Here is a 22,830-nt window from a genome sequence, read left to right on the forward strand (position 1 = left end):
ACGGAGACCGAGGCTCGCGGACCCTCCGGTGAACGGAGGCACCGTCGCCGGAGCCGTGGCGCTCCGGGCTCTCACGAGAGGACTCACGACGTGACGGACTCACCCGGTAAGAAGATCGTCGTCACCGGAGCCACCGGCAACGTCGGCACCAGCGTGGTGCGCCTGCTGAGCGAGGATCCGGCGGTCGCATCCGTCGTGGGTCTGGCGCGCCGGACCCCGCACTGGTCGCCGCCCCGCACCACGTGGAAGGCGGTGGACCTGGAGAAGGACACCGGCCTGGTCGAGCTGTTCCGCGGCGCGGACGCCGTCGTCCACCTCGCCTGGAAGTTCCAGCCCGCCCGGGACCCCGCGGTCACCTGGCGCACCAACGTCCTGGGCAGCGTGCGCGTCTTCGAGGCCGTCGCGCAGGCGGGCGTCCCCGCGCTGGTCCACGCCTCGTCCGTCGGTGCCTACTCGCCCGGCCCCGACGACCGCGCCGTCGACGAGTCCTGGCCCACCCACGGCTGGCCCGGCGCCGCGTACACCCGGGAGAAGGCCTACCTGGAGCGCGTCCTCGACACCTTCGAACGGGAGCACCCCGGCACACGCGTCGTACGCATGCGGCCGGCGTTCCTGTTCAAGCGGGAGTCGGCCAGCGAACAGCGGCGCATCTTCGGCGGCCGCCTCCTGCCGGGACCGCTGCTCAGGCCCGAGGCGCTGCCGGTCGTCCCGGACATCCCCGGCCTCCGCTTCCAGGCCCTGCACACGGACGACGCCGCCGAGGCCTACCGCCTCGCGGTGCTGCGCGGGGTGCGGGGAGCCTTCAACATCGCCGCCGATCCGCCGCTCGACGCCGGTGTCCTCGGCGAGCTGTTCCACGCCAGGCCCGTGCGCGTGCCGAGCCCGGTGGCCCGCTCCGGACTCGCGGCCGCCTGGGCGCTGCACCTCCTGCCGGCGTCGCCGCAGCTGTTCGACGCCGTCCTGCGGCTGCCCCTGATGGACTGCACGCGCGCCCGCACCGAACTGGGCTGGCAGCCCCGGCGCACCGCCGTCGAAGCCTTGGAGGAACTGCTGGAAGGAATGCGCCGAGGTTCGGGAGCGGACACCGCACCGCTGCGGGGCCGTGCCGTGGGCTGAGGTGTGGAGCACGGGCTCGTGGGCACTCTCGACCAGCGGGCGCCAGGCTTCCCCACGAGCGAGCGCCGCGCTTCCCCCCACGAGCGAGAAGAAAGGCCCCACCCATGAACGACCACGGGCAGCAGAACCCCGTAGCCAAGCACCCGCAGCCCGACTTCCCGCAGCAGGAGCAGCAGCACCCCGGCTGGACCGGGCCCATGGACCCGCCGCCGGACCACGGGGAGGAGTCCTACCGGGGCAGCGGCCTGCTGACGGACCGCAAGGCCCTTCTGACCGGCGGCGACTCGGGCATCGGGCGGGCGGTGGCACTCGCCTATGCCCGGGAGGGCGCGGACGTCCTGTTCACCTACCTGCCCGAGGAGGCGGAGGACGCCCGCGAGACCGCGCGTCTGGTGGAGGACGCCGGGCGCAAGGCCGTCGCGGTGCCCTGCGACATCCGCGAGGAGGAGCAGTGCCGTCGGCTGGTCGAGCGCGCCGTCGCGGAGTTCGGCCGCATCGACATCCTGGTCAACAACGCCGCGTACCAGATGTCCCAGCCGGACGGGATCTCCGCCATCTCGACCGAGCAGTTCGACCGGGTGGTGCGCACCAACCTGTACGGCATGTTCTGGCTGTCCAAGATGGCCCTGCCGCACATGCCCGCGGGCGGCTCGATCATCAACTCGACGTCCGTGCAGGCCTACAAGCCGAGTCCGCACCTCCTCGACTACGCCATGACCAAGGGCGCGATCGTCACCTTCACCCAGGGACTGGCGCAGATGGTCGCCGGTGACGGCATCCGCGTGAACGCGGTGGCACCGGGACCCGTCTGGACGCCGCTGATCCCCGCGACGATGCCCGACACGACCGAGTTCGGGAAGCAGTCCCCCATGGGCCGGCCCGCGCAGCCCGCCGAGATGGCTCCCGCGTACGTCTTCCTGGCCTCGCAGCACGCGAGTTTCATCACCGCGGAGATCATGAACGCCACCGGCGGGACGCCCCTGCCGTAGCCGGGCGACGACTCGACGGCGCACGCGGAACGCCCGCGCACGACATGGACGACGACAGGAGGACGGTGGAACAGCGGGCCACGGAACGGGCGACGGGCAGGGAACGCCACATCGTTCTGCACACCCTGGGCTGGGAGCTGGAGGGGATCCGGCGCTCCGTGTGGCGGGCCTTCACGGTGGCGGGCTCGGAACGCAACACCGCGGTGCAGTCCCTCAAGGCGGCGGGGGCGGCGCTGCTGGCGTGGGCGGTGGCCGGGTGGTGGTGGGAAGCGCCCATGGCGCTGCTGGCGCCCTGGACCGCGCTGTTCCTCATGCACCACACCGTCTACCGCTCCCTGCTGTCCGCGCTCCAGCAGTTCGTCGTGGTGCTGGTCGGCACGCTGCTGGCCGCCGGAGCGGGAGCGCTGACGCACAACGAGATGGCCGCGATGGCGCTCGCGCTGCCGATCACCGTGCTCCTCGGCAACTACGCCCGCTTCGGCTCCAACGGCCTGTACGCGCCGACCGCCGCGCTGTTCGTCCTCGTCTACGGCTCCTACGCCGGCGCGGACATCCTGCACCGGCTCCTGGAGACGCTGCTCGGCGCGGCCATCGGCATCGGCGTCAACGCGTTGATCCTCCCGCCGGTGCATGTGCTCCGGGTGACCCAGCTGCGCGAGGAACTCCCGCGGTCCTGCGGCGAACTGCTGCACCAGGTCGCCGACGGACTGCCGGCGGACCGCGGCCAGGAGCAGGCGCGCCGGTGGTACGAGAGCGCCCAGCGGCTCACGGACGTGGTGACGGACCTGCGCGAGGCACGCCGGTGGGCGGACGAGAGCTACCGGGTCAACCCGGCCCGGCGGCTGCGCCGCATCCCGCCCGAACCGCCGGCCGCCCGCGACTTCGTCTGGGACCAGGTCACCGAGCACATCATGAGGACCACGCGCGCGCTGACCGAGGCCGCCCCGAGGCCCCAGCTCCCGGCGGACGCGCGGACCGCCCTGGCGGAACTGCTGCGGGCGGCGGGCGACGTGTGCCTGCTCGACGACCACCTCCAGGAGGACGGACGCCGGGACGAGGACCGGACGCGTGAGTGCCGACGGGCGCTGGCCAGGGCCTCCACCGCCCACCGTCGTCTCACCTCCGCGTGCGCGCAGGGGCCGCGGGTGCTCGCCCCCGCGATTGGCGGTGTCCTGGCCGACACACGGCGGCTCCTGTCGGCTCTCGTGCGCATCGCCGATCCCGACGCGGCCTGTGAGGCGCAGGGCGCCCGGCAGGCCCGTACGGAGCAGCCCGCGGGGCGCTGAGCCATCCGGGCGACGACGCGCTTCGGTCGGGACGGCCGGGGAACCCGGGGCGCATGAACACGCACGCGGCCCAGCAGAAGTCGTACTGGATCGATTCGGCGCCCGCGGGAGACCTGCCGCCTCTGAACGCGGACATCACGGTCGACGTCGCCGTGATCGGCGCGGGAATCGCGGGGCTCAGCACGGCCTGGGAGCTGGCGTGCCGGGGGCGCAGCGTGGCGGTGCTGGAGGCCGACCGGATCGCCGCGGGCGTCACCGGTCACACCACGGCCAAGCTCAGCGCGCTGCACACCATGATCTACGCACGGCTGCGGCACACCCGGGGGCCCGAGGGCGCCAAGCTGTACGCCCGCTCCCAGACGGAGGCCATCCGGCACGCGGCGGCGGTCGTGGACGAACTGGGCATCGACTGCGACTGGGAGGACACGGCCGCCTACACCTTCGCGCAGGACCCCTCGGGCGTCGGCGATCTGAAGGCGGAGGCGGAGGCCGCCCGGGAGGCCGGACTCCCGGCCGAGTACGTGACCGAGACGGGCCTGCCCTTTCCCGTCGCGGGCGCCGTCCGGGTCACGGAGCAGGTCCAGTTCCATCCGCGCAAGTACCTCCTCGCGCTCGCCGACGACCTGCGCAGGCTGGGCGCGGTGATCCACGAGAGGACCAGGGTCGTCGGACTCAGGGAGGGCGAGCCCTGCCGGCTCACCACCGAGAGCGGGTCGACGGTGACGGCGACGGACGTCGTGGTCGCCACGCACTACCCGGTCTTCGACCGGGCGCTCCTGTTCACCCGGCTCTCCCCGCGCCGTGAACTCGTCCTGACCGCGCCCATCCCGGCCGACCTCGATCCGCACGGCATGTTCATCACCCAGGAGCAGAGCACCCGCTCGCTGCGCACGGCCCCCTACGAGGACGGCCGGCGGCTGCTGATCGTCACCGGGGAGCACTTCACGCCCGGTACCGCTGACGTCGAGGAGCGGTTCGGGCGGCTCGCCCACTGGGCCACCGGGCACTTCGGGGAGCTCGCCTTCACGCACCGCTGGGCCACGCAGGACAACGACTCCAGCGACTCGGTGCCGCTCGTCGGACCGCTGCACGCGGGCACCCGTCACGCGTACGTGGCCACCGGCTTCGGCGGCTGGGGTCTGAGCGGCGGCATCATGGCGGGACAGCTCCTGTCGGCGCTGATCAGCGGGGAGAAGTCGCCGTGGAGCGGTCTGTACGACCCGCGGCGGGTGCTCTCGGCCGTGCGGGAGGCGCCGGCCTTCCTGAAGAACCAGGCGAAGGTGGCGCGCCACTTCGTCGGCGACCGGCTGTCCTCGCCCGGACCCGAGCACTCCGTGGACGACATCGCTCCGGGCGACGGAGCGGTGGTACGCGTCGGGGGACAGCGGTGCGCGGTCTTCCGCGACGACGGCGGAGAGGTGCACGCCGTCTCCGCGCGCTGCACGCATATGGGGTGCCTGGTCGCCTTCAACCGGGCGGAGCGCGCGTGGGAGTGCCCCTGCCACGGTTCTCGCTTCGGCACGGACGGCGAGATCGTCCAGGGACCCGCCACCAAGCCGCTGGAGCGGCGCGACATCTGAGGACGGGCCGCCCCGCGGGCCGAAGAGGCAGAGGTCAGCGGGGGTGACCGAGGGGCGCAGGGTGGATTAGTTGCCTTCTGCGGGGTACCCGGCAGCCATGAAAGCGACGGGATACGAACTGGCTGTTTTCAAGGACGCGGCATTCGGCGTGATGGGAGCCTTCGTGGGCGGTCTCCTCGTCGTCGCTGCCCTGATCTGGGCCGTGCGGCTCGGCATCAAGGTGCGGCGCCGGGAGCCGGAGCCCCCGAAGCCCCATGAGCAGCCCACGCTGCCGGAGACCGGCGCCGTTCACGAGACCCGGGAGACGCCGGAGCCGAACGAGGTCCCCCGGGCCACGGACGGAAAGCGGCTCAACCCGCAGCAGGTCCGCCAGTCCGGCAGCACCACCGACGGCGAGAACCAGCCGCGGCCCCGGTGGGACTCCGGCTCCGGTGGTTTCGGCAGCGGCGGCCCTGGCCGCACCTGACGGCTCTCGTCGCCTAATGCGGCGACGAGGGGGACTCGAACGGCACGGGGTTCGGAAGGGCAGCCCCGTTGGGCTCTCCGCCGCCGAAGGCGCGGAGAGCCTCAAGCCTTTTCAGCGCCGTTGCGGGTGGTGCCCGCCCGGCGTGCCACGGCGTCGGGCGCTGCGGCGGGTGGCGCGCGGTCCTGACACCGCGGTCCGGGACGCTCAGGACGTGACGTGCGCCAGCACCTCGCGCATCGCGCGGTGCACGGCCTCGCGCCACTCGTCCGTCGGGTCGAGGGTCTCGAAGCCGTGGTGGCCGTGCGGCACGTCGACGACATCGACGGCCGCCCCGCAGTCCTCGGCCGCGGCCAGGAACTCCTCGACGGTGGCGGCGATTTGGGGAACCTCGAGGCCCGCCCGGGTCAGCACCACGGGCAGGGCGCCGGCGTGGGCCACCGCGTCCGCCGGACGGAACCGGCCGCCGGACATCCCCCAGTTCGGCAGCGGCGCCATGATCGGGTACGTGGCCGCCAGGCAGCGCAGCCACGCCGGTGGCGCCCCCAGCCAGTCCGCCGTGATCGGGCCGCTGCCCGAGAAGAACCACAGCGCGACCCGGTCCGCGTCCACCCGCGGATCCGCCCGGACCCGTTCCACCGCGGCGGCGACGTCCGCCGCGGCCCGCCCGTAGTCCTCCACCCCGTGCAGCCGGTGATCGAGGGTCACACCCACCACCCCCTGCCCGGCGGCATACCTGGCATAGCCCACCAGGGTCGGCCAGTCCCGGGGCGTCGGCCGGGCCCCGGCGGGCACCGGGCCGCCGTGCACGAACACCACCGCGGGCCGCGGACCCTCGGCGTCGGGCAGGTACAGGTCGATGTTCCCGGCCCGCTCACGGGGGACTTCGGGCACGTCCAGCAGGAACGGCCGCAGATGCGCGGGCGCTTCGGCGGCGCCGGACGCCTTCAGCCGGTGCCCCTCACCGGCCGCGGCGCGCAGCAGGACCCCGGCCAGCTCGGCGGGACAGGACAGCATCGGCCAGTGCCCGGTGGGGAGTTCGAAGAAGGTGACCCCGGGGCCGGTGAGGGCTTGCAGCGCGGGATCGCCGAAGTCCACCTGCATCTGCACCAGTTCGATGCTCCCGCCGTTGCCGGTGCACAGCACCCCCGTACTGGGCACGGCGTCCACAGCGCCGGTCAGCCGAAGGGGCTGGAGCAGCGTGCCGAGCGGCTGCGGAGCGGCGAGGGCGGTGAGCCGGTCCAGCGCCGCGTCGGGTACGCCCGCGGTGCTGCCCCAGCGCGGCCACTCGTCGCGCGCAGGCGGCGCCAGCTCGCCGGTGACGCCCGCGACCCCACCTGCGCCCGCACCGACCCCGTCCGTGCCCGAACGGGCCCCACACGCGCTCGCATCGGCCCCGGCACCCACCGCGCCCGTGCCCGCACCTGCCCCCACCGCGCCCGCGGCGGCGCATGCGGCCAGCCGCTCGCGCAGTGCCTGGTCGGGTACCGCCGCGAGGGCCGGGACGCCGTCCTGCGGCATCCCCGCGTCCAGGTGGACGATCCGGGCGATGCGCTCGGCGCGCCGGTCGGCGGCGCCCCGCACCGGATGGATCCCGTAGTCGTGGCCGACCAGCACGATCTCCCGGCCGGCCGCCGCATCGACCGAGTCGATCACCGCGAGCACATCCGCGACATGCGTGTCCAGGTCGACGACCGGAGTCGCAGCGGCGTGGGGGCCGCCCGGCCCGGTGAGGGCGACGGCGTGCACCTCGGCGCCCTCGGCGGCCAGTCGCGCCGCCGTCTCCTCCCACACGTGTGCGCCGGTGAACACGCCCGGCACCAGGATGAACACAGTCATGGCCTTCTCCTCGACACGTCGTCCTCCGCGGACGTCCCGATCACCCGTCCGCGCTCGCCGGTACGGTAGGAACTCCCCCTGAGGGAGGTTCAAGTGGTCACGTCCCACGACGGTCTGTGCGGCATCGGAGAGCTCGCCGAAGCGGCGGGCGTCACCGTCAAGACCGTCCGCTTCTACTCGGAACGCGGCCTGCTGCCCGAGGCGTCCAGAAGCGCCGGCGGCCACCGTCGGTACGGCCCGGGCGCGCTGGAGCGGCTGCGCCTGATCCGCTCCCTGCGCGCCTTCGACCTGCCGCTGCCCGAGGTGCGGCGCGTCCTCGACGAGGACGAGGGCTGCGGGCCGGGCGGGGTCCTGGAGGACGCCGTCGCCGGACAGCTCCGCGAACTCGGTTCCCGCCTACGGGAGTTGCGCTGGCGGGAGGCCGCTCTGCGGCTGGTGCAGGAGTGTCCGCCCGGTGAGCGGGCCGACCGGCTGCTCCTGGTCGGCGCCCTCACCGCCCCGCCGAGTACGGCCCCGCTCGCCCGGTTCTGGCGCGCCTGGCTGCCCGCGCGGATGCCGGCCCGGTCGACCGCCGCGTTCCTGGACGTGGCGGTGCCGCAGCCGCCCGACGATCCGCGACCGGCGCAGGTCCTCGCCTTCGCCCGGCTGAACGCGCTCACGCTCGCGCCGTGCCCGGCCGCCGCCGGACAGCCCCAGCCCGAGGCGCACCGGACGGCGGGAGCCCGCGGGGCGGCGGTGCTGTACGCGGGTCTGGCCGAGGCGTACGAGCTGGCGGCCGTACACCTGCGACGGGACCGGGAGCCGCACCGGGGCGAGGCACTGGACAGCTTCGTCGACGCGTACGCGAGCGCGTACGGCATCCGCGACACCCCGGACTTCCGCCGCCTGCTGGCACGTCAGCTCGCGGCGGACCCGCGGATCGACCGGTACTGGGAGCTGGTGGCCGAGGTCATCACCCCGCCGGGCGCCCGGGCGGAACCCACCCCCGGTGCCGCGCACGACTGGCTGCTCGCGGCGCTGACCGCCCCGGCGGCCTGAGAGGGAGGCCACCGGCGGTGCCGCGGTTCCCGCCCGAGCGGGGCGCGTCCGACGTCTGTTGCCGTCCGGTGACGAAGGGGACAGGTCCGTAGCAGTGACAGGGGGCAACGAACGGGGACTGTCGTGGGTCATAGGTGGCGTGACGGTCGGCCATGGGCGTTCTCCGGCGTGGCCGACGAGCATCTGTACGACGGACCATCAACAGGGGGAAACATGAACATCCGTACGCGTGGCACGCGGCTCGTCCTGGCGGCTGTGGCGGTCGGTGCGGCGGTGACGGCGACCGCCGTCCCGGCGAGCGCCGCCGGATCCGGCTCGCCCCGGTTCCTGGAACCGTCCGAGCTGCCCGCGCACTCGTCGTCCGCCTGGTACGCGGGCGAAGTGACCGCCGGTCAGCCGGATCCGCTGCCGATGTGTGTCGGGGAGGCCCTGCCGTCGATCTCCAGCCACCGCGCGTACTGGACCGACTACGACACCAACGCGCTCCAGGTCACGGTCGAGGAGCGGAGCGTGCAGCGGGCCAAGGACTTCGCGGCCCTGCTGCGCAAGGACCTCGCCGGCTGCGCGGCGAAGCTGATGGAGCAGGACCCGGAGGTGACCGCGACGCAGAAGTACTACGGCAGGCTCGACGTGGAGGAGGGGGCCCACGTCTACGGCATCCACACCGAGACCTCCTGGGGCGCCTCCGACATCGGTCTGTTCTCGGTCGGCAGGGACGGCACCGCCGTGACAGTCGTGCGGTGGGCGCAGATGGGCACCTTCCAGCACGCCGAGGTCGCCGGCTTCAAGGCGACGACCGTCACCGCGGTCAACAAGCTCCACTGAGCCGGGGTACGGAGCCGGGGACGGTCGCCCCGGACGGCTTGCCGCCGAGGACACCGGCCGTGCCCGGGTCCGTGACCCGGCGGGAATGCCCCGGCTGCGGCCGGGTAGGCGACGGTGGCTGCGCCCCGGGCCGATCTTGTCCCGGGTGGCCCGTCCGAACTACCTGGGAATCAGTCATGGAGACACCCTCGAACGACCACACCGCCCCCGCGCCCGACGACGCCGCGGTGCCCGTGCCCGCGAATCCGGCGCAGGAGGCGCTGGACACCCTCGCCCGCGACACCCAGGACGTGGTGGCGCTGGACACGCTGGCCGGGAGCGACATCCTCGTCCCCGTGCCCGACGACGCCGAGGAGGACGCGGCCGACCCCTCGGCCGTGGCGTTGCCCGTGCTGGAGCAGCCGGGCGGCGTGCAGGTGGTACCGGTGTTCACCTCCGAGGTGGAGATGGCCGGGCTGCTGCCCTCCGTGTCGCGCTACCGTCTCGTGCCGCTCGGAGCGCTGGCAGCGCAGTGGCCCGCCGGTGATCTGTCGCTCACCATCGACCCCAGTTCGCCGCGCGGTCTGACCCTCACGTCCGAGGGCGTCCGCACCCTCCTGGCCCGGCCGCGGGCGTAACAGCCGCGCGCCGTACGGGCCCGGTCGCCGTCGAGGAGGGGAGCGGCCGGGCCCGCAGGGCCGGGCTCCCCGCGATGGCCCGGCGCGACCGGTGTCCGTCAGCCGTCCAGCATGCGGGCGAGGGCGTCCCGTTGCAGCGGAAGCACCTCGGCGTGCAGGTCGCGGCCCTTGGCGGTGAGGGCGACCCAGACTCCGCGCCGGTCCTCCTGGCAGACCGTCCGCTCGACCAGCCCCTCCTTCTCCAGCCGGCCGATGAGACGCGACAGCGCGCTCTGGCTGAGATGGACCCGCCCGGCGAGGTTCTGCACGCGGCAGTGCTCGCCGGCGTCCGCCGCGGAGCTGGTGGCGAGGATGTCCAGCACCTCGAAGTCGCTGGCACCGAGGCCGTGCGGATGCAGTGCACGGTCGATCTCGCACATCGTGCGCGCGTGCACCGACAGGATGTCCCGCCACCGCTCTTCGAGGCGGGCGCCGGTCGTCTTGGCTGCCATACATGCACGGTAACAGAATGCCGTCATTCATTGAGCATGCAACTAGTGCAGACGCATGCAGCTCGGGCCGGCTAGGACCCGGCGGAGTCCTGGACCAGGCCGATCGGATTCCCGTCCGCGTCCTTCACCGAGGCGATCAGCCTGCCGCCACCGACGTCCTGGACGTCCTGGAGCGTCTCCGCCCCGGCGGCGAGCAGGGCGGACAGCGCGGCCCTGATGTCCTCGACGGTCCAGTAGGGGACCGGACCCGTCATGCCCTTGGCGTGACCGTTGGGGTCCAGTCCGGTGTCCTGGCCGGCCGTCCTGAAGCCTACGTAGTACGGCTCGTCCGCGTACGGGTCGACGCCCAGCAGGGCGCCGAAGACGGCCTTCGCCCGGGCGAGGTCCTTGACGGGGTAGACGATGGTCTTGAGGCCACTGGTCATGGCGCACTCCTCCGTGCTCGTGGGAGCCGGCGTCCTCGCGCCGGCTCCTCCAACCTAGGGCGGGGAGCGGTGGACCGCTTCTCCGATCCTGACCGGTGCCTCCCGGCCCGTCCTCACGTCGACTGGCGCCGCACCAGCTCCGTCGGCAGGATCACCGCGGCCGCGTCCTGGCCCCCGATCTGTGCGAGCAGGACCCGCACCATCTCGGAGCTGATCCGGTCCCAGGGCTGGCGGATGGTGGTGAGGGCGGGAGTGGCCGAGGTGGCGGCGGGGGAGTCGTCGAAGCCGCCGACCGCCACGTCCTCGGGGACCCGCCGTCCCGCCTTGTGCAGGGCGGCGAGCACTCCCTGCGCCATCAGGTCGGAGGCGACGAAGACGCCGTCCATGTCGGGCACAGCCGCCAGCAGCCGCTGCGCCCCGGCCTCGCCGCTGGCCCGGCTGTAGTCGCCGGACACGACGAGACGCTCGTCGGCCTCCATGCCGGCCTCCGCGAGCACCTCGCGATACCCGGCGAGCCGCTCGACACCACCCGGGGTGTCCAGCGGGCCGGTGACCATCCCGATGCGGCGGCGTCCGAGCGACAGCAGGTGGCGCACCATGTCACGGGCGCCGTCCCGGTCGTCCGCGGCGACGTAACTCACCTTGGAACCGAGGCCGATCGGCTTGCCGCACGCGACGAGCGGCACGCCCGCCTCGCGCAGCTCCTCGGCGACCGGGTCGCCGGAGTGGCTGGACACCAGCAGCACGCCGTCGACATGGCCGGCGGTGATGTACCGCGTGATGCGCCGCCGTTCGTCCCGCGTGCCCGCGAGCATCAGCAGCAACGGGACGTCGTGCGCGGCCAGGGCCTGCGTGCAACCACGCAGCAGCACATTGAAGTTGGGGTCCTCGAAGAACCGCTCCTGGGGTTCCGTCAGCAGGAAGCCGATCGAGTCGGAGCGTCCCGTGATGAGCGAGCGGGCGTGCCGGTTGACGACGTAACCCGTTCTGCGGATGGCGGCGTTGACGGCTTCCTGCGCGGCCGGACTGACGTAGTGGCCGCCGTTGAGGACACGCGACACCGTCCCGCGCGAGACACCGGCCTCGCGCGCCACGTCGTGGATCGTCGGCGGCCTGCGTCTGCCCCCCGTGTTGTTCATGGTCACGACTTTACGGCTCCGGACAGCAGATCAAGGCTCCAGAACCGCTGGATGACAAGGAACAGGGCGATCAGCGGAACGACCGCCAGCAGGGCTCCGGTGATGACGAGGGTGTAGAGCGCCGGGGTGTTGGCTCCCTGTTCGAGCAGGGTGAACAGGCCGAGTGTGATCGGGAACTTCTCGTCGTCGCTGAGCATGATGTACGGCAGCAGGAAGTTGTTCCACACCGCGACGAACTGGAACAGGAACACCGTCACCAGTCCCGGCACCATCATCGGCAGCGCGATCCGGGTGAAGATGCGCCACTCGCTCGCTCCGTCCATCCGCCCCGCCTCCACCACGTCGGCGGGCACGGCCGCGGCGGCGTAGATCCGCGCGAGATACACGCCGTACGGGGACAGCACGAGGGGGAGGAGCACGGACGCGTAGGAGTCCGTGAGGTCGGCCTTGGCCAGCAGCAGGTACTGGGGGACGGCGAGGATCACCGGGGGCATAAGCACGCCGGCGAGCAGCACGTTGAACACGCTTTCGCGGCCCCGGAAGCGGTAGACGGCGAGCGCGTAGCCGCTCAGTGCGGAGACCGCGGTCGACAGGAGCGCGCCGAGACCGGCGTACAGGGCGGAGTTGCCCATCCACCGCCAGTAGATGCCGTCGCGGTAGGCGTGGAGGTCCTTGAGGTTCTGGGTGAAGCCGGTGCCGGGCAGGAAGGTGAACGTGGAGAACAGCTCGCGGCCGGACTTGGTGGCCGCGATCACCACCCAGGCGACCGGCAGCAGGCAGTAGAGGGCGCCGAGCGCCAGCGTGAGCGTCGGGACGAGGGCGATCCGGCGGCGGAGCGGCGGCCCCTGCGCGGTCCCGGGCGTCGTGCCGGCGGCCGGGACCGACTTGCGTACGGCAAGGGAACTCATCGTGCTTCCTCCTGCTTGTTACGGGAGTTCGCGGCCCGCAGGAAGGCGAAGGACAGCAGGAGGGTGGCGACGGCGATGAGCACGGCGGACGCGGCCGCCGAGTGGATGTCGCCCTTGCCGAAGGCGTCCTGGTACACCTTCATCAGCGGACTCCAGGTCGTGGAGACGGAGTTGGTGAGCGGTTTGAGGGTGGTCGGCTCGCTGAACACCTGGAGGGTCGCGATGATCGAGAAGAAGAAGGTGAGCACCAGCGAGGGCGCCACCATCGGGATCTTGATCCGCAATGCGGTCTGCAGCGGCGTGGCGCCGTCCAGCTTCGCCGCCTCGTACACCTCGGCCGGGATCGCCCTGAGCGAGGTGTAGATGACGATCATGTTGAAGCCGGTGCCTCCCCAGATCGCGATGTTGGAGAGGGCCAGGTACAGCGGACCGCCGTCCAGCAGGTCCGGCTGGGGCAGGCCCAGTCTGTCGAGCACGAAGTAGAAGGGGCTGACGTCGGGCAGGTAGAGGAAACCCCACAGCAGGGCGGCGACCACGCCGGGAATGGCGTACGGCAGGAAGATCGCGAGCCGGGTGACCGGCGCGAGGCGGACCCGCTCGGTGTCGAGCATCAGCGCGAAGACCAGCGCGAGGCCGAGCATGACGGGGACGACGATGGCGCCGTAGCCAAGGACGCGCAGCGCGCCGCCGAGCAGCTCGGAGTCGGTGAACGCGTCGGTGTAGTTCTCCAGTCCCGCCCAGACCTCCTCGCGGGCGCCCGCGCCCAGGCCCAGGCCCTTGACCTGGACCTTGTGCAGGCTGAGCCAGATCGCGTAGCCGATGGGCAGGGCGAAGAACAGGGCGAACAGGACGCCGGCGGGGAGGAGGAAGACGTAGGGGGCGCTGCGCGTCCGCTTGACGGGGGCGGCGCACGGGGCCCGCTCGGCCCCGTGCGGCCTCCGGTGTGCTGTCGTCACCGAGCGACCTCGAAGCCCTGCTTCTTCAGGTCGGCGACCGTGTCGTCCTGCATCGTCCTCAGAGCGGCACCGAAGTCCGACCTGTTCTTGGCGGCGGCGGCGAAGGCGTCCTTGAAGGACGTGTACGCCACGTTCACGTTCGGGCCCCAGGCGGCGGGCGCGGTCGTGTCGGCGATCTTCGATGCCTGCGGGTAGAAGTCCGGCTGGTTGGAGAAGAAGGCCGGCGGCTTCAGGAACGCCTCGCTGGTCTGCGCGGTCGTGGCGGCCGGGTAGATGCCGCCTTCCTTCGCCAGGGCGGTCAGCGCGTCCCGGTCCGTGTTCAGCCAGGCGGCGAACTTCGCGGCGGCCTCGCGGTGGCCTGAGTCGGTGGTGACGGCGGTCGACGAGCCGCCCCAGCTTCCGGTGACGTCCTCGGAGGCGGACCACTGCGGCAGCGGGGCCATCGCCCACTTGCCCTTGGTGTCGGGGGCGGCGGTGGTGAGTGTGCCCGGCGCCCACACCGCGCTCACCCAGGCGATCTGCTTGCCGGTGTTGAGCGCCTTGTTCCAGGCCGGCGTGTACATGGGCTGGTTGTCGATCGCGCCCTCCTTCACCAGCCCGCCCCAGAAGTCGGCGACCTTCCGCGTCGCCCCGTCGTCGATGGCGACCTTCCACTTGTCGCCCGAGGTCGTCCACCACTTGGCGCTGGCCTGCTGCGCGAGACCGGCGAAGAGCCCGGAGTCGTTGGCGGAGAAGGTGGTGAGGTCCTTCTCCGGGGCCTTCTTCTTCAGCGTCCGGGCGGTCTCGGCGAACTCGTCCCAGGTCGTCGGGACCGTCAGTCCGTACTTCTTGAAGAGGTCCTCGCGGTAGTAGAACATCATCGGCCCGGAGTCCTGCGGGATCGCGTAGACCGCGTCCGAGCCCAGGGTGGTCTGCTGCCAGACGCCCTCGGCGAACTTGTCCTTCACCCCGTCCACGTCACCGGATATGTCGGCGAGGGCGTCGTTGCTGACCAGGGTCGGCAGGGCCTGGTACTCGGCCTGCACCAGGTCGGGGGCCTTCTTCGCCTTGTGCGCGGTGAGGATCTTGGTGACGAGCGTGTCACCGGACGCCTGCTTCTTGACCGTGACCTCGATCTGCTGCTTCTTGCCCGGCCCCTCGTTCCACAGGTCGACGACCTTGTCCATGCCCGGGGTCCAGGTCCAGTACGTCAGCGAGACCGGCCCCGACCCGGCCGTGTCGTCGTCCGACGAGCCGCAGCCGGCGAGTGCGGTGGCGCCGAGCGCGACGGCGACCGTCCCGGCGGCGAGGCGGTGGAGCTTCTTGTTCGGCATGGAATGTTCTCCCCTGACCTGGGTCCCCGCCTGCTGCGGACGACCTGCCATGCTTCTGTGAGCGTTCACAGTAGAGAAACATCCCGGACACTTGTCAATGGTTGTTGCTGTGCGGTTATGTTGAGCTCTCGCCGTCGGCGATGTCTGTGCACGTTCCCAAATGATCGATTAAACGGGAGAGATCCATGCCGGAGACCACCCCGAAGGGCCTCACCGGGCTCGCCTTCGGTGGGGACTACAACCCCGAGCAGTGGCCGGAGTCCGTCTGGCGGGAGGACGTCCGGCTGATGCGGGAGGCCGGCGTCACGATGGCGAGCGTCGGGATCTTCTCCTGGGCGCTCCTCGAACCCTCACCGGGGACCTACGAGTTCGGCTGGCTCGACCGTGTCCTCGACCTGCTCCACGAGAACGGCATCCGGGCCGACCTCGGCACGCCGACCGTGGCTCCGCCCGCCTGGTTCTACCGCGCACACCCCGAAGCGCTGCCGGTGACCCCCGACGGCACCCGCTACGAGTTCGGCTCGCGCGGCGCCATCTGCCACAGCAACTCCGACTACCGCAGGGCCGCCGCAGCCGTCACCACCCAGCTCGCCACGAGGTACGCCGACCACCCGGCGCTCGCCCTGTGGCACGTCCACAACGAATACGGCGTGCCGGTCTCCGCCTGCTACTGCGAGAGCTGCGCCGCACACTTCCGCCGCTGGCTCACCCGCGCGTACGGGACCGTGGACGCACTCAACGAAGCCTGGGGCACCGCCTTCTGGGGCCAGCGCTACGCCACGATCGACGAGGTCAACCCGCCCCGCGCGACCCCCACGGTCGGCAATCCGGCCCAAGCCCTGGACTACAAGCGGTTCGCGGACGCCACCCTGCGCGAGAACTTCGTCGCCGAGCGCGACATCCTGCACCGCCACGCGCCCGGCATCCCCGTCACCACCAACTTCATGACCGCCCTGAGCCAGTGCGACTCCATCGACTACTGGGCCTGGGGCCGCGAGGTCGACCTCGTCACCAACGACCACTACCTGATCACCGACGGCCGCCGCACCCACGTGAACCTCGCCATGGCCGCCGACCTCACCCGCTCGGTGGGCGGCGGCGCGCCCTGGCTGCTGCTCGAACACTCCACGTCGGGGGTCAACTGGCAGCCGCGCAACCCCGCGAAGGCCCCCGGCCAGATGGCCCGCAACTCCCTGGCACACGTGGCCCGCGGTTCCGAGGGCGCGATGTTCTTCCAGTGGCGGCAGTCACGCCGCGGTGCCGAGAAGTTCCACTCGGCGATGCTGCCGCACGCCGGCACGGACTCACGGGTGTGGCGCGAGGTCGTCGAACTCGGCTCCGGTCTAGAGTTCTTGGCCCCTCTCAAGGGCACACGCACGGTCGCCGACGCCGCGATGCTCTGGGACTGGCAGTCCTGGTGGGCGCAGGGCCTCCAGTGGCGGCCCAGCGAGGACCACGACGCCCGCGAGCGCGCCGACGCGTTCTACGAGGCGCTCTACGACCGGCACCTCACCGTCGATTTCGCGCACCCGGAAGCCGACTTGTCGTCCTATCCCCTTGTCGTCGTACCCGCCCTGTACCTGATGACGGAGGCCGCCGGCAGGAACGTGCGCGCGTACGTCGAGAACGGCGGCACCCTCGTCGTCTCGTACTTCTCCGGCATCGTCGACGAGCACGACGCCGTGCACGACGGCGCGTACCCGGGGGCGCTGCGTGACGTACTCGGCCTGACCGTCGAGGAGTTCTCGCCGCTGCTCGCCGACGACCGGGTGCGCGTCACTACACCCGACGGCCGCGAACTCACCGGCGACGTCTGGACCGAGTTCGTCGTGCCCCGCGGCGCCGAGACCGTGTGCACGTACGCCGACGGCCTCACCGCGGGCCGGCCGGCCGTCACCCGGCACCGCCTGGGCGGGGGTTCGGCCTGGTACGTGTCCACCCGCCTGGCCGCCCAGGGGATCGACGCCCTGCTGGGCTGGGCGGCCGACGACGCCGGGATCGCACCGCGCGCCGACCTGCCGCGCGACGTCGAACTGGTGCGCCGCAGCGGCGAGTCGGGCACCTACGTCTTCGCCGTCAACCACACCGCGTCGGACGCCAAGGTCCCGCTGGACGCCCACGGCACCGAGCTGCTGACGGGCGAGCGCGCCGCCGGCCGCCTCGCGGTTCCCGCGGGCGCGGTCCGGGTCGTACGACTCGACGGCTGACCCCCCGGTGCGGCGCGGCCCACAGACGCACCGCATCCCCGGGCGGGCCGACCCACCCGACGACGGCCTTGCCGCGCGTCGACGGCTCGCCCCCTCAGACACCGGCCGGACTCCGGGGGGACATCCGGCCGGTCACGGCGGTGCCGTGTCCGGGCCTTCGGGCACGGCACCGCTCTCCCCCTGTCTCCCCGCCTTCGTCGAAGGGACGACGATGTTCCACGCGAGACGCGCCCTACGGACCCTGCTGATACCGCTCTTCGCGGGTCTGGCCCTCACCACCCTCCCCGCCGCCCCGGCCCACGCCGCCGCCACCCTCACCAACGGCGGCTTCGAGTCCAACGGCAGCGGGACGGCGACACCCACCGGCTGGTCGACGTACTCCGCGGCCGGCCAGAACGCCGCCTCCTTCACCGAGTCCGGCGGCCACAGCGGCGGTTACCGCCTCACCCACTGGTCGTCCTCCGCCTACAAGGTCGAGACCCACCAGTACCTGTCCGGCCTCACCAACGGGAAGTACACCCTCACCGCCTGGGTGCGCTCCGGCGGCGGCCAGAATTCGGCCCACCTCGCGCTGAAGGGCTGCGGCAGCGCGGAGCAGCGCACCGACCTGCCCGTCTCCAGCAGCGGCTGGATCCGGATCGTCACCTCCGTCGCCGTGACGAACAACCAGTGCACGATCAGCGTCAACTCCGACGCCGGCGCGGGCAACTGGATCAACGTCGACGACCTGACCTTCACCTCCGGCGCCACCGCGGTCCCGGTCAAGGGCGCCGACATCTCCTCACTCGCCAAGAGCGAGGCCCTCGGCGGTGCCTACAGGAGCGGTTCCGGCACGAAGGGCGACGCGCTCGCCCTCCTCAAGTCGGCCGGCATGAACTACGCCCGCCTCAAGGTCTGGGTGAACCCGGCCGACGGCTACAACAACAAGACGCGCGTCCTCGCCCTCGCCAAGCGCGTCAAGGCCCAGGGCATGAAGCTCCTGGTCGACTTCCACTACTCGGACACCTGGGCCGACCCCGGCGCCCAGACCAAGCCGGCGGCGTGGTCCGGCCACTCGTACAGCCGGCTCAAGACGGACGTGTACAACCACACGTACGACGTCCTCAACGCCCTGAAGGCGCAGGGCACCACCGCCGACATGGTGCAGATCGGCAACGAGACCAACGCCGGCATGCTCTGGTCCGAGGGCTCGACGGACAACTGGCCCCAGCTCGCCGGGCTGCTCAACTCCGGTTACAGCGCCGCCAAGGCGGTCTCCTCGTCGACCGTCGTGGCCCTGCACCTCGCCAAGGGCGGCGACCTGGCGGGCACCCGCTGGTGGTTCGACAGCGCGGTCGCGAACGGCGTGCGTTTCGACGCCGTCGGCCTGTCGTACTACGGCTACTGGCACGGTTCGTTCGCCGATTTCCAGACCACTCTGGACGACGCCGCGGCCCGTTACGGCAAGCCCGTCTTCGTCGCAGAGACGGCCTACCCGTTCCGCCTGGACAGCGACGACTCGCTCACCAACATCATCGACACCACCGGTGAGCTGGTCCCCGGCTACGCCGCCTCGCCGGCCGGGCAGACCGCCTGGATGCGGGACGTGACGAGCATCGTGGAGGCCGTCCCGAACGGCCGCGGACTCGGTGTCTTCTACTGGGAGGCCACCTGGACCGCGGTCACCGGCAACGGCTGGGACCCCACGGACGCGGCCTCCGGCAACGGATGGGAGAACCAGGCGCTGTTCGACTACGACGACAAGGCACTCCCGGCGATGTCGTGGTTCAGTCACCGCTGAGCGTGTGAGGGCCCGGCTGCCGGGGCAGCCGGGCCCGCGAGGTGCCGGGCCCGCCGCGACGCCCCGTTGGCTGTTTCTGCCCGTCGGGCCCTCGGCAAAGGACGCAAGGGCCCTGCACGTCACCTCCGGACGCGGGACAGTGGACCGAGAAGCCAGCGACGGAGGGGGACGAGATGCTGAAGGTGCCCGCCGGTGAAGACCGCCTGGAGATCCTGGAGTGGATGAGGAATCCCGCCGGATCCGCGACGCCGCGCGACCGGGACACGGACGGCGTCAGCTCCACCTCGGTCGCCGCCGCGCTCGGCATGAGCCTTCCCGTCGCGAGCGCGCACCTGGACCTCCTCGCCCGGCTCGGGCTGCTGCGCGCCGAGCGCACCGGGGGACGCACCGTCTACCGTCGCGACGAGTACCGCATCGCCGAGGTCAAGCACCTCTTCGAGAAAGGCTGGTAGCCGCGCACCGCCGCGGGAACCGCCCCCACGACGAAAAGGACAGGTACATGGCTCGCCCGCCCGGCACCGGCCGCCCCGCCGCGCTCACGCCCCGACGGTACGTCGGGATCGGCGGCCGGGGCCCCGAGGACGTGGTCGCCGACGCCCGGGGCCGGGTGCTGACCGGTGACGAGGACGGGCGCATCCTGCGCGTGGACGGCCTCACCGGCCCCGGTCCCGCCCGCGTCGAGGTGCTCGCGGAGACCGGCGGCAGACCCCTGGGTCTCGAACTGCTCCCAAACGGGGACCTGTTGGTGTGCGACGCGCGCCGAGGACTGCTGCGGGTCCGCCTCGACGACGGGACCGTGCGCGTCCTCGCCGACTCGGTGGCCGGCGAGACCCTCCGCTTCTGCAGCAACGTGATCGCGCTCTCCGACGGAACCGTCTACTTCACCGTCTCCAGCCGCCACCACCCCCTCGAACACTGGATCGGCGACCTCGTCGAGCACACGGGAACCGGACGCCTGCTGCGCCTCGCGCCGGGTGACACGGAACCCGAAGTCGTCCTTGAGGGGCTCCAGTTCGCCAACGGCCTGTCGGCCGCGGCCGACGAGTCGTTCCTGGTCGTCGCGGAGACCGGGGCCGCCCGCCTCACCCGCCACCGGCTCACCGGACCGCGGGCCGGGCGGAGCGAGACCTTCGCCGACGACCTCCCCGGGCAGCCGGACAACATCTGGCGCGCGCCCGGCGGCCTCATCTGGGTGGCGCTGGCCGGCCCCCGCGTCACCGGCGCGGCCCCGCCGTGCGCCGCGCCGCGGCCCGGGCGGCGGTACGCGTCCCCTTCCGTCCGACCGGGTTCGCCGGTGTCCTTGCCTTCGACGACCAGGGCCGGACCGTGCACCGCCTGGAGCGCCGCCACGCAGGCTTCCGCATGGTCACCAGCGTGTGCGAGGCCGACGGCCTGCTCGTCCTGGGAAGCCTGTGGGAGAAGGGCCTCGCCGTCTGCGAACCGCCCGCCGCCGCGGACTGACCCGAGTGCGGGGGCAACGCCGCCGGAGCTACGCTGGTCACCGGCCGCGATCCTGTCCGCGGCGCGGTGGTGGGGCCCGCCGTACCGAACCGCGACACAGGTGCCGCCGACGGTCCCTGCAGCGCGGCGGCGCGCGCCCGACGCCCCGGGCCCCGGCGAGTAGGAGTTGTACGTCCATGACACCGCCGCACCCCGACCGGGTGGACGCGCCAGCGCATCAGGCTCCCGCAGGGGCCGCCGCTGCGGACATCGTCCTGCCCCGCCCCACCCGCTCGCGCCGCGCCTGGCGGAAGCAGGCCCCGGTGGTGGCGATGGTCGCCCTCGGTGGCGGCATCGGCGCCACCGCCCGGTACGGGGCGTCGCTGCTGTGGCCCACGAGGAGTGGCGGCTTCCCCTGGACCACGTTCGGCGTCAATGTGGCCGGCTGTGCCGTGATCGGCGTCTTCATGGTGGTGATCACCGACGTGTGGGCGGCTCACCGCCTGGCGCGTCCCTTCTTCGGGACCGGGGTGCTGGGTGGCTTCACGACCTTCTCGACCTACGCGGTCGACTTCCAGAGGCTGGTCGACGCGGGCCACGCACGGACGGCGTTCGCCTACCTCGGCGCGACTGCCTGCGCGTCGCTCGCGGCGGTGTGGCTCGCGGTGACGGCGACGCGCCTCGCCCTGGTGGGGAGGCGGCGATGACGAGGCTGACGGGCAGCGCCCTGCGGGTGACGATCCTCATCGGCGAGAACGACACCTGGCACCGCAAGCCGCTGTACACGGAGATCGTGCACCGCGCCCGCGCCGCCGGCCTGGCGGGTGCGAGCGTCTTCCGGGGCATCGAGGGCTACGGCGCCTCCTCGCTGATCCACACCTCGCGCCTGCTCTCCCTGAGCGAGGACCTGCCGGTGGCGGTCGTGATCGTGGACACCGGGGACCGGGTACGCGAGTTCCTGCCGCAGCTGGACGAACTGGTCACCGAGGGGCTGGTGATCCTCGACGACTGCGAGGTCATCCGGTACGCGGGTCGCGGGGACGAACCGGGCGGGAAAGGTGAGAAGTCGTTGTGAACTGGCTGTTCGTCGTCGCCGGCGCCGTGGTCGGCGCCCCGCTGCGCTACCTGACCGACCGAGCGGTGCAGTCCCGGCACGACACGGTCTTCCCCTGGGGCACCTTCACGGTGAACACCATCGGCTGTCTGATCCTCGGTCTGCTGACCGGCGCCACCGCCGCGGGCGCCGCGACGTCGCACCTCCAGCTGCTTCTCGGCACCGGCCTGTGCGGCGCGCTCACCACGTACTCCACGTTCTCCTACGAGACGCTGCGGCTGGCCGAGGACGGTGCCCGGCTGCACGCGGCCGCCAACGTCGTCGCGAGCGTGGGGGCGGGACTGGGCGCCGCGTTCGCCGGGGCCGCCCTGGCCGAGACCTGGTGGTCCTAGACCGCGGGGTGTCCGCCCCTGGCCCGGGGAGGCATGCGCGCGGGGTCCTGGCCGGGGAGGCATACGTCGGTGTAGTAAGACTGTGGCCGTCGCACTGCCTCCCTGAGAAGAACGGGTGCCATGAGTGTCATCAGCGTCGGTCAGGCCGTCGTCCTCGGAGCCGTCGAGGGGGTGACCGAATTCCTGCCCGTCTCCTCGACCGGCCACCTCAAGATCACCGAGGGGCTGATGGGGATTCCCGTCGACGACGACGCCGTCGTCGGGTTCTCGGCGGTCATCCAGGTGGGCGCGATCGCCGCCGTGCTCGTGTACTTCTTCAAGGACATCGTCCGGATCGTCTCCGCCTGGGGCCGCGGCCTGCGCGACCCCGAGAAGCGCCACTCCCACGACTACAAGTTCGCCTGGTGGGTCATCTGCGCGACCGTGCCGATCGTGATCGTGGGTCTGGCCGCCAAACCGCTCATCGAGGGACCGCTCGCCTCGCTGTGGGTGGTCGCGGCCTCCCTGATCGCAGGCAGCGGTGTCATGTGGGCCGCGGACCGGACGGGCCGGCACAAGCGCGGCGAGGACGACACCTCGTTCAAGGACACCATGCTGGTCGGCAGCTCGCAGATCCTCGCCCTGCTCTTCCCCGGGTTCTCGCGCTCCGGCGCCACCATGTCGACCGCGCTCTTCCTGGACCTCGACCGGGTCGCCGCCACCCGGCTCTCCTTCTTCCTCGGCATCCCGGCCCTGACCGGCGCCGGCCTGTACGAGCTCAAGGACGCGCTGGGCACGGGGGTCGGCGCCGCACCGCTGGCGGCCGGGACGACCGTCTCCTTCGTCGTGGCGTACGGCTCCATCGCCTGGCTCCTGAAGTACGTCGCCAAACACTCCTTCAACGCCTTCGTGATCTACCGGATCGCCGTCGGGCTGCTGCTGTTCACCCTGCTGGGAGCGGGCCTGCTCTGAGAGCGCCTGCCCGGTGCCCCG

The 22,830-nt window shown here is 72.3% G+C and carries 22 protein-coding genes and 1 pseudogene; 16 read left to right on the forward strand and 7 right to left on the reverse strand.

Going from position 1 to position 22,830, the window contains the following annotated elements; genetic code table 11:
• The first annotated feature begins 90 nt into the window (after window positions 1–90).
• The 5 genes from AC0ZLC_RS06940 to AC0ZLC_RS06960 all read left to right on the forward strand — a co-directional run bounded on the left by AC0ZLC_RS06940 (window position 91) and on the right by AC0ZLC_RS06960 (window position 5,437).
• Window positions 91–1,116, forward strand: a complete 1,026-nt coding sequence (locus tag AC0ZLC_RS06940) for an SDR family oxidoreductase (protein ID WP_476750990.1) — start codon at window positions 91–93, stop codon at window positions 1,114–1,116.
• Window positions 1,117–1,220: 104 nt separating this feature from the next.
• Window positions 1,221–2,105, forward strand: a complete 885-nt coding sequence (locus AC0ZLC_RS06945) for an SDR family oxidoreductase (protein WP_476750991.1) — start codon at window positions 1,221–1,223, stop codon at window positions 2,103–2,105.
• Window positions 2,106–2,149: 44 nt separating this feature from the next.
• Window positions 2,150–3,391: an FUSC family protein gene (locus AC0ZLC_RS06950; protein ID WP_476750992.1), complete on the forward strand. Its 1,242-nt coding sequence runs from the start codon at window positions 2,150–2,152 to the stop codon at window positions 3,389–3,391.
• Window positions 3,392–3,444: 53 nt separating this feature from the next.
• Window positions 3,445–4,971 carry an FAD-dependent oxidoreductase gene (locus AC0ZLC_RS06955; protein WP_476750993.1) on the forward strand — a complete coding sequence of 509 codons (1,527 nt, stop codon included), beginning with the start codon at window positions 3,445–3,447 and terminating at the stop codon, window positions 4,969–4,971.
• 97 nt (window positions 4,972–5,068) lie between these two features.
• Window positions 5,069–5,437 carry a DUF6479 family protein gene (locus AC0ZLC_RS06960; protein ID WP_476750994.1) on the forward strand — a complete coding sequence of 123 codons (369 nt, stop codon included), beginning with the start codon at window positions 5,069–5,071 and terminating at the stop codon, window positions 5,435–5,437.
• A 204-nt stretch (window positions 5,438–5,641) separates the two neighbouring features.
• Here the strand turns inward: AC0ZLC_RS06960 and AC0ZLC_RS06965 are convergent, their stop codons facing one another.
• Entirely contained in the window at window positions 5,642–7,273 is a 1,632-nt protein-coding gene (locus AC0ZLC_RS06965; RefSeq protein ID WP_476750995.1) for an alpha/beta hydrolase, read from the reverse strand.
• Between the two features lie 93 nt (window positions 7,274–7,366).
• Between AC0ZLC_RS06965 and AC0ZLC_RS06970 the strand changes: the two genes are divergently transcribed.
• The 3 genes from AC0ZLC_RS06970 to AC0ZLC_RS06980 all read left to right on the forward strand — a co-directional run bounded on the left by AC0ZLC_RS06970 (window position 7,367) and on the right by AC0ZLC_RS06980 (window position 9,753).
• Window positions 7,367–8,311 carry a MerR family transcriptional regulator gene (locus AC0ZLC_RS06970; protein WP_476750996.1) on the forward strand — a complete coding sequence of 315 codons (945 nt, stop codon included), beginning with the start codon at window positions 7,367–7,369 and terminating at the stop codon, window positions 8,309–8,311.
• A 213-nt stretch (window positions 8,312–8,524) separates the two neighbouring features.
• A complete protein-coding gene (locus AC0ZLC_RS06975) occupies window positions 8,525–9,136 on the forward strand; it encodes a hypothetical protein (RefSeq protein ID WP_476750997.1) in 612 nt (203 codons plus the stop codon).
• 176 nt (window positions 9,137–9,312) lie between these two features.
• On the forward strand, window positions 9,313–9,753 hold the full coding sequence (locus AC0ZLC_RS06980; RefSeq protein ID WP_476750998.1) for an SseB family protein: 441 nt from the start codon (window positions 9,313–9,315) through the stop codon (window positions 9,751–9,753).
• A gap of 98 nt (window positions 9,754–9,851) precedes the next feature.
• Here the strand turns inward: AC0ZLC_RS06980 and AC0ZLC_RS06985 are convergent, their stop codons facing one another.
• The 6 genes from AC0ZLC_RS06985 to AC0ZLC_RS07010 all read right to left on the reverse strand — a co-directional run bounded on the left by AC0ZLC_RS06985 (window position 9,852) and on the right by AC0ZLC_RS07010 (window position 14,985).
• Window positions 9,852–10,244 (reverse strand): MarR family winged helix-turn-helix transcriptional regulator, encoded by a 393-nt coding sequence (locus AC0ZLC_RS06985; RefSeq protein WP_476750999.1) that lies wholly within the window; start codon window positions 10,242–10,244, stop codon window positions 9,852–9,854.
• A gap of 71 nt (window positions 10,245–10,315) precedes the next feature.
• Complete coding sequence (locus tag AC0ZLC_RS06990) at window positions 10,316–10,669, reverse strand: VOC family protein (RefSeq protein WP_476751000.1); 354 nt, start codon at window positions 10,667–10,669, stop codon at window positions 10,316–10,318.
• Window positions 10,670–10,782: 113 nt separating this feature from the next.
• Window positions 10,783–11,814, reverse strand: coding sequence for a LacI family DNA-binding transcriptional regulator (locus tag AC0ZLC_RS06995; protein WP_476751001.1), 1,032 nt, complete (start codon window positions 11,812–11,814; stop codon window positions 10,783–10,785).
• A complete protein-coding gene (locus AC0ZLC_RS07000) occupies window positions 11,811–12,716 on the reverse strand; it encodes a carbohydrate ABC transporter permease (protein ID WP_476751002.1) in 906 nt (301 codons plus the stop codon). Before AC0ZLC_RS07000 ends, AC0ZLC_RS06995 begins: the two co-directional genes overlap by 4 nt.
• Window positions 12,713–13,672: a carbohydrate ABC transporter permease gene (locus AC0ZLC_RS07005; RefSeq protein WP_476751003.1), complete on the reverse strand. Its 960-nt coding sequence runs from the start codon at window positions 13,670–13,672 to the stop codon at window positions 12,713–12,715. The genes AC0ZLC_RS07000 and AC0ZLC_RS07005 overlap by 4 nt, the downstream gene beginning before the upstream one ends.
• A complete protein-coding gene (locus tag AC0ZLC_RS07010) occupies window positions 13,669–14,985 on the reverse strand; it encodes an ABC transporter substrate-binding protein (protein WP_476751004.1) in 1,317 nt (438 codons plus the stop codon). Before AC0ZLC_RS07010 ends, AC0ZLC_RS07005 begins: the two co-directional genes overlap by 4 nt.
• A gap of 185 nt (window positions 14,986–15,170) precedes the next feature.
• On the opposite strand from AC0ZLC_RS07010, the gene AC0ZLC_RS07015 reads away from it, so the two are divergent.
• From AC0ZLC_RS07015 to AC0ZLC_RS07050, 8 genes and pseudogenes are all read left to right on the forward strand, one after another.
• A complete protein-coding gene (locus tag AC0ZLC_RS07015; protein WP_476751005.1) occupies window positions 15,171–17,192 on the forward strand; it encodes a beta-galactosidase in 2,022 nt (673 codons plus the stop codon).
• Window positions 17,193–17,403: 211 nt separating this feature from the next.
• Complete coding sequence (locus AC0ZLC_RS07020; protein ID WP_476751006.1) at window positions 17,404–18,972, forward strand: glycoside hydrolase family 53 protein; 1,569 nt, start codon at window positions 17,404–17,406, stop codon at window positions 18,970–18,972.
• Window positions 18,973–19,145: 173 nt separating this feature from the next.
• The gene (locus AC0ZLC_RS07025; protein WP_476751007.1) at window positions 19,146–19,424 is read left to right on the forward strand and encodes an ArsR family transcriptional regulator; all 279 of its coding nucleotides are present in this window, start codon (window positions 19,146–19,148) and stop codon (window positions 19,422–19,424) included.
• Window positions 19,425–19,471: 47 nt separating this feature from the next.
• A pseudogene (locus AC0ZLC_RS07030) lies at window positions 19,472–20,433 on the forward strand (SMP-30/gluconolactonase/LRE family protein).
• Window positions 20,434–20,609: 176 nt separating this feature from the next.
• Window positions 20,610–21,119, forward strand: a complete 510-nt coding sequence (locus AC0ZLC_RS07035) for a fluoride efflux transporter FluC (RefSeq protein ID WP_476751008.1) — start codon at window positions 20,610–20,612, stop codon at window positions 21,117–21,119.
• Window positions 21,116–21,487: a DUF190 domain-containing protein gene (locus tag AC0ZLC_RS07040; protein ID WP_476751009.1), complete on the forward strand. Its 372-nt coding sequence runs from the start codon at window positions 21,116–21,118 to the stop codon at window positions 21,485–21,487. The genes AC0ZLC_RS07035 and AC0ZLC_RS07040 overlap by 4 nt, the downstream gene beginning before the upstream one ends.
• Entirely contained in the window at window positions 21,484–21,858 is a 375-nt protein-coding gene (crcB, locus tag AC0ZLC_RS07045) for a fluoride efflux transporter CrcB (protein ID WP_476751010.1), read from the forward strand. Before AC0ZLC_RS07040 ends, crcB begins: the two co-directional genes overlap by 4 nt.
• Before the next feature lie 120 nt (window positions 21,859–21,978).
• Window positions 21,979–22,809 (forward strand): undecaprenyl-diphosphate phosphatase, encoded by an 831-nt coding sequence (locus tag AC0ZLC_RS07050; protein WP_476751011.1) that lies wholly within the window; start codon window positions 21,979–21,981, stop codon window positions 22,807–22,809.
• Window positions 22,810–22,830: the final 21 nt, after the last annotated feature.

The organism is Streptomyces sp. GLSS-08 (assembly GCF_056387915.1).

Excerpts from the sequence above, each read along its gene's own strand:
- AC0ZLC_RS06965 (WP_476750995.1), bottom strand. The coding sequence starts at position 7,273 with ATGACTGTGTTCATCCTGGTGCCGGGCGTGTTCACCGGCGCACACGTG.
- AC0ZLC_RS07000 (WP_476751002.1), bottom strand. The coding sequence starts at position 12,716 with ATGAGTTCCCTTGCCGTACGCAAGTCGGTCCCGGCCGCCGGCACGACG.
- AC0ZLC_RS07010 (WP_476751004.1), bottom strand. The coding sequence starts at position 14,985 with ATGCCGAACAAGAAGCTCCACCGCCTCGCCGCCGGGACGGTCGCCGTC.
- AC0ZLC_RS07015 (WP_476751005.1), top strand. The coding sequence starts at position 15,171 with ATGCCGGAGACCACCCCGAAGGGCCTCACCGGGCTCGCCTTCGGTGGG.
- AC0ZLC_RS06980 (WP_476750998.1), top strand. The coding sequence starts at position 9,313 with ATGGAGACACCCTCGAACGACCACACCGCCCCCGCGCCCGACGACGCC.
- AC0ZLC_RS06975 (WP_476750997.1), top strand. The coding sequence starts at position 8,525 with ATGAACATCCGTACGCGTGGCACGCGGCTCGTCCTGGCGGCTGTGGCG.
- AC0ZLC_RS06945 (WP_476750991.1), top strand. The coding sequence starts at position 1,221 with ATGAACGACCACGGGCAGCAGAACCCCGTAGCCAAGCACCCGCAGCCC.
- AC0ZLC_RS06955 (WP_476750993.1), top strand. The coding sequence starts at position 3,445 with ATGAACACGCACGCGGCCCAGCAGAAGTCGTACTGGATCGATTCGGCG.
- AC0ZLC_RS06950 (WP_476750992.1), top strand. The coding sequence starts at position 2,150 with ATGGACGACGACAGGAGGACGGTGGAACAGCGGGCCACGGAACGGGCG.
- AC0ZLC_RS07040 (WP_476751009.1), top strand. The coding sequence starts at position 21,116 with ATGACGAGGCTGACGGGCAGCGCCCTGCGGGTGACGATCCTCATCGGC.
- AC0ZLC_RS07035 (WP_476751008.1), top strand. The coding sequence starts at position 20,610 with ATGACACCGCCGCACCCCGACCGGGTGGACGCGCCAGCGCATCAGGCT.
- AC0ZLC_RS07020 (WP_476751006.1), top strand. The coding sequence starts at position 17,404 with ATGTTCCACGCGAGACGCGCCCTACGGACCCTGCTGATACCGCTCTTC.
- AC0ZLC_RS07050 (WP_476751011.1), top strand. The coding sequence starts at position 21,979 with ATGAGTGTCATCAGCGTCGGTCAGGCCGTCGTCCTCGGAGCCGTCGAG.
- AC0ZLC_RS06990 (WP_476751000.1), bottom strand. The coding sequence starts at position 10,669 with ATGACCAGTGGCCTCAAGACCATCGTCTACCCCGTCAAGGACCTCGCC.
- AC0ZLC_RS06985 (WP_476750999.1), bottom strand. The coding sequence starts at position 10,244 with ATGGCAGCCAAGACGACCGGCGCCCGCCTCGAAGAGCGGTGGCGGGAC.
- AC0ZLC_RS07025 (WP_476751007.1), top strand. The coding sequence starts at position 19,146 with ATGCTGAAGGTGCCCGCCGGTGAAGACCGCCTGGAGATCCTGGAGTGG.
- AC0ZLC_RS06960 (WP_476750994.1), top strand. The coding sequence starts at position 5,069 with ATGAAAGCGACGGGATACGAACTGGCTGTTTTCAAGGACGCGGCATTC.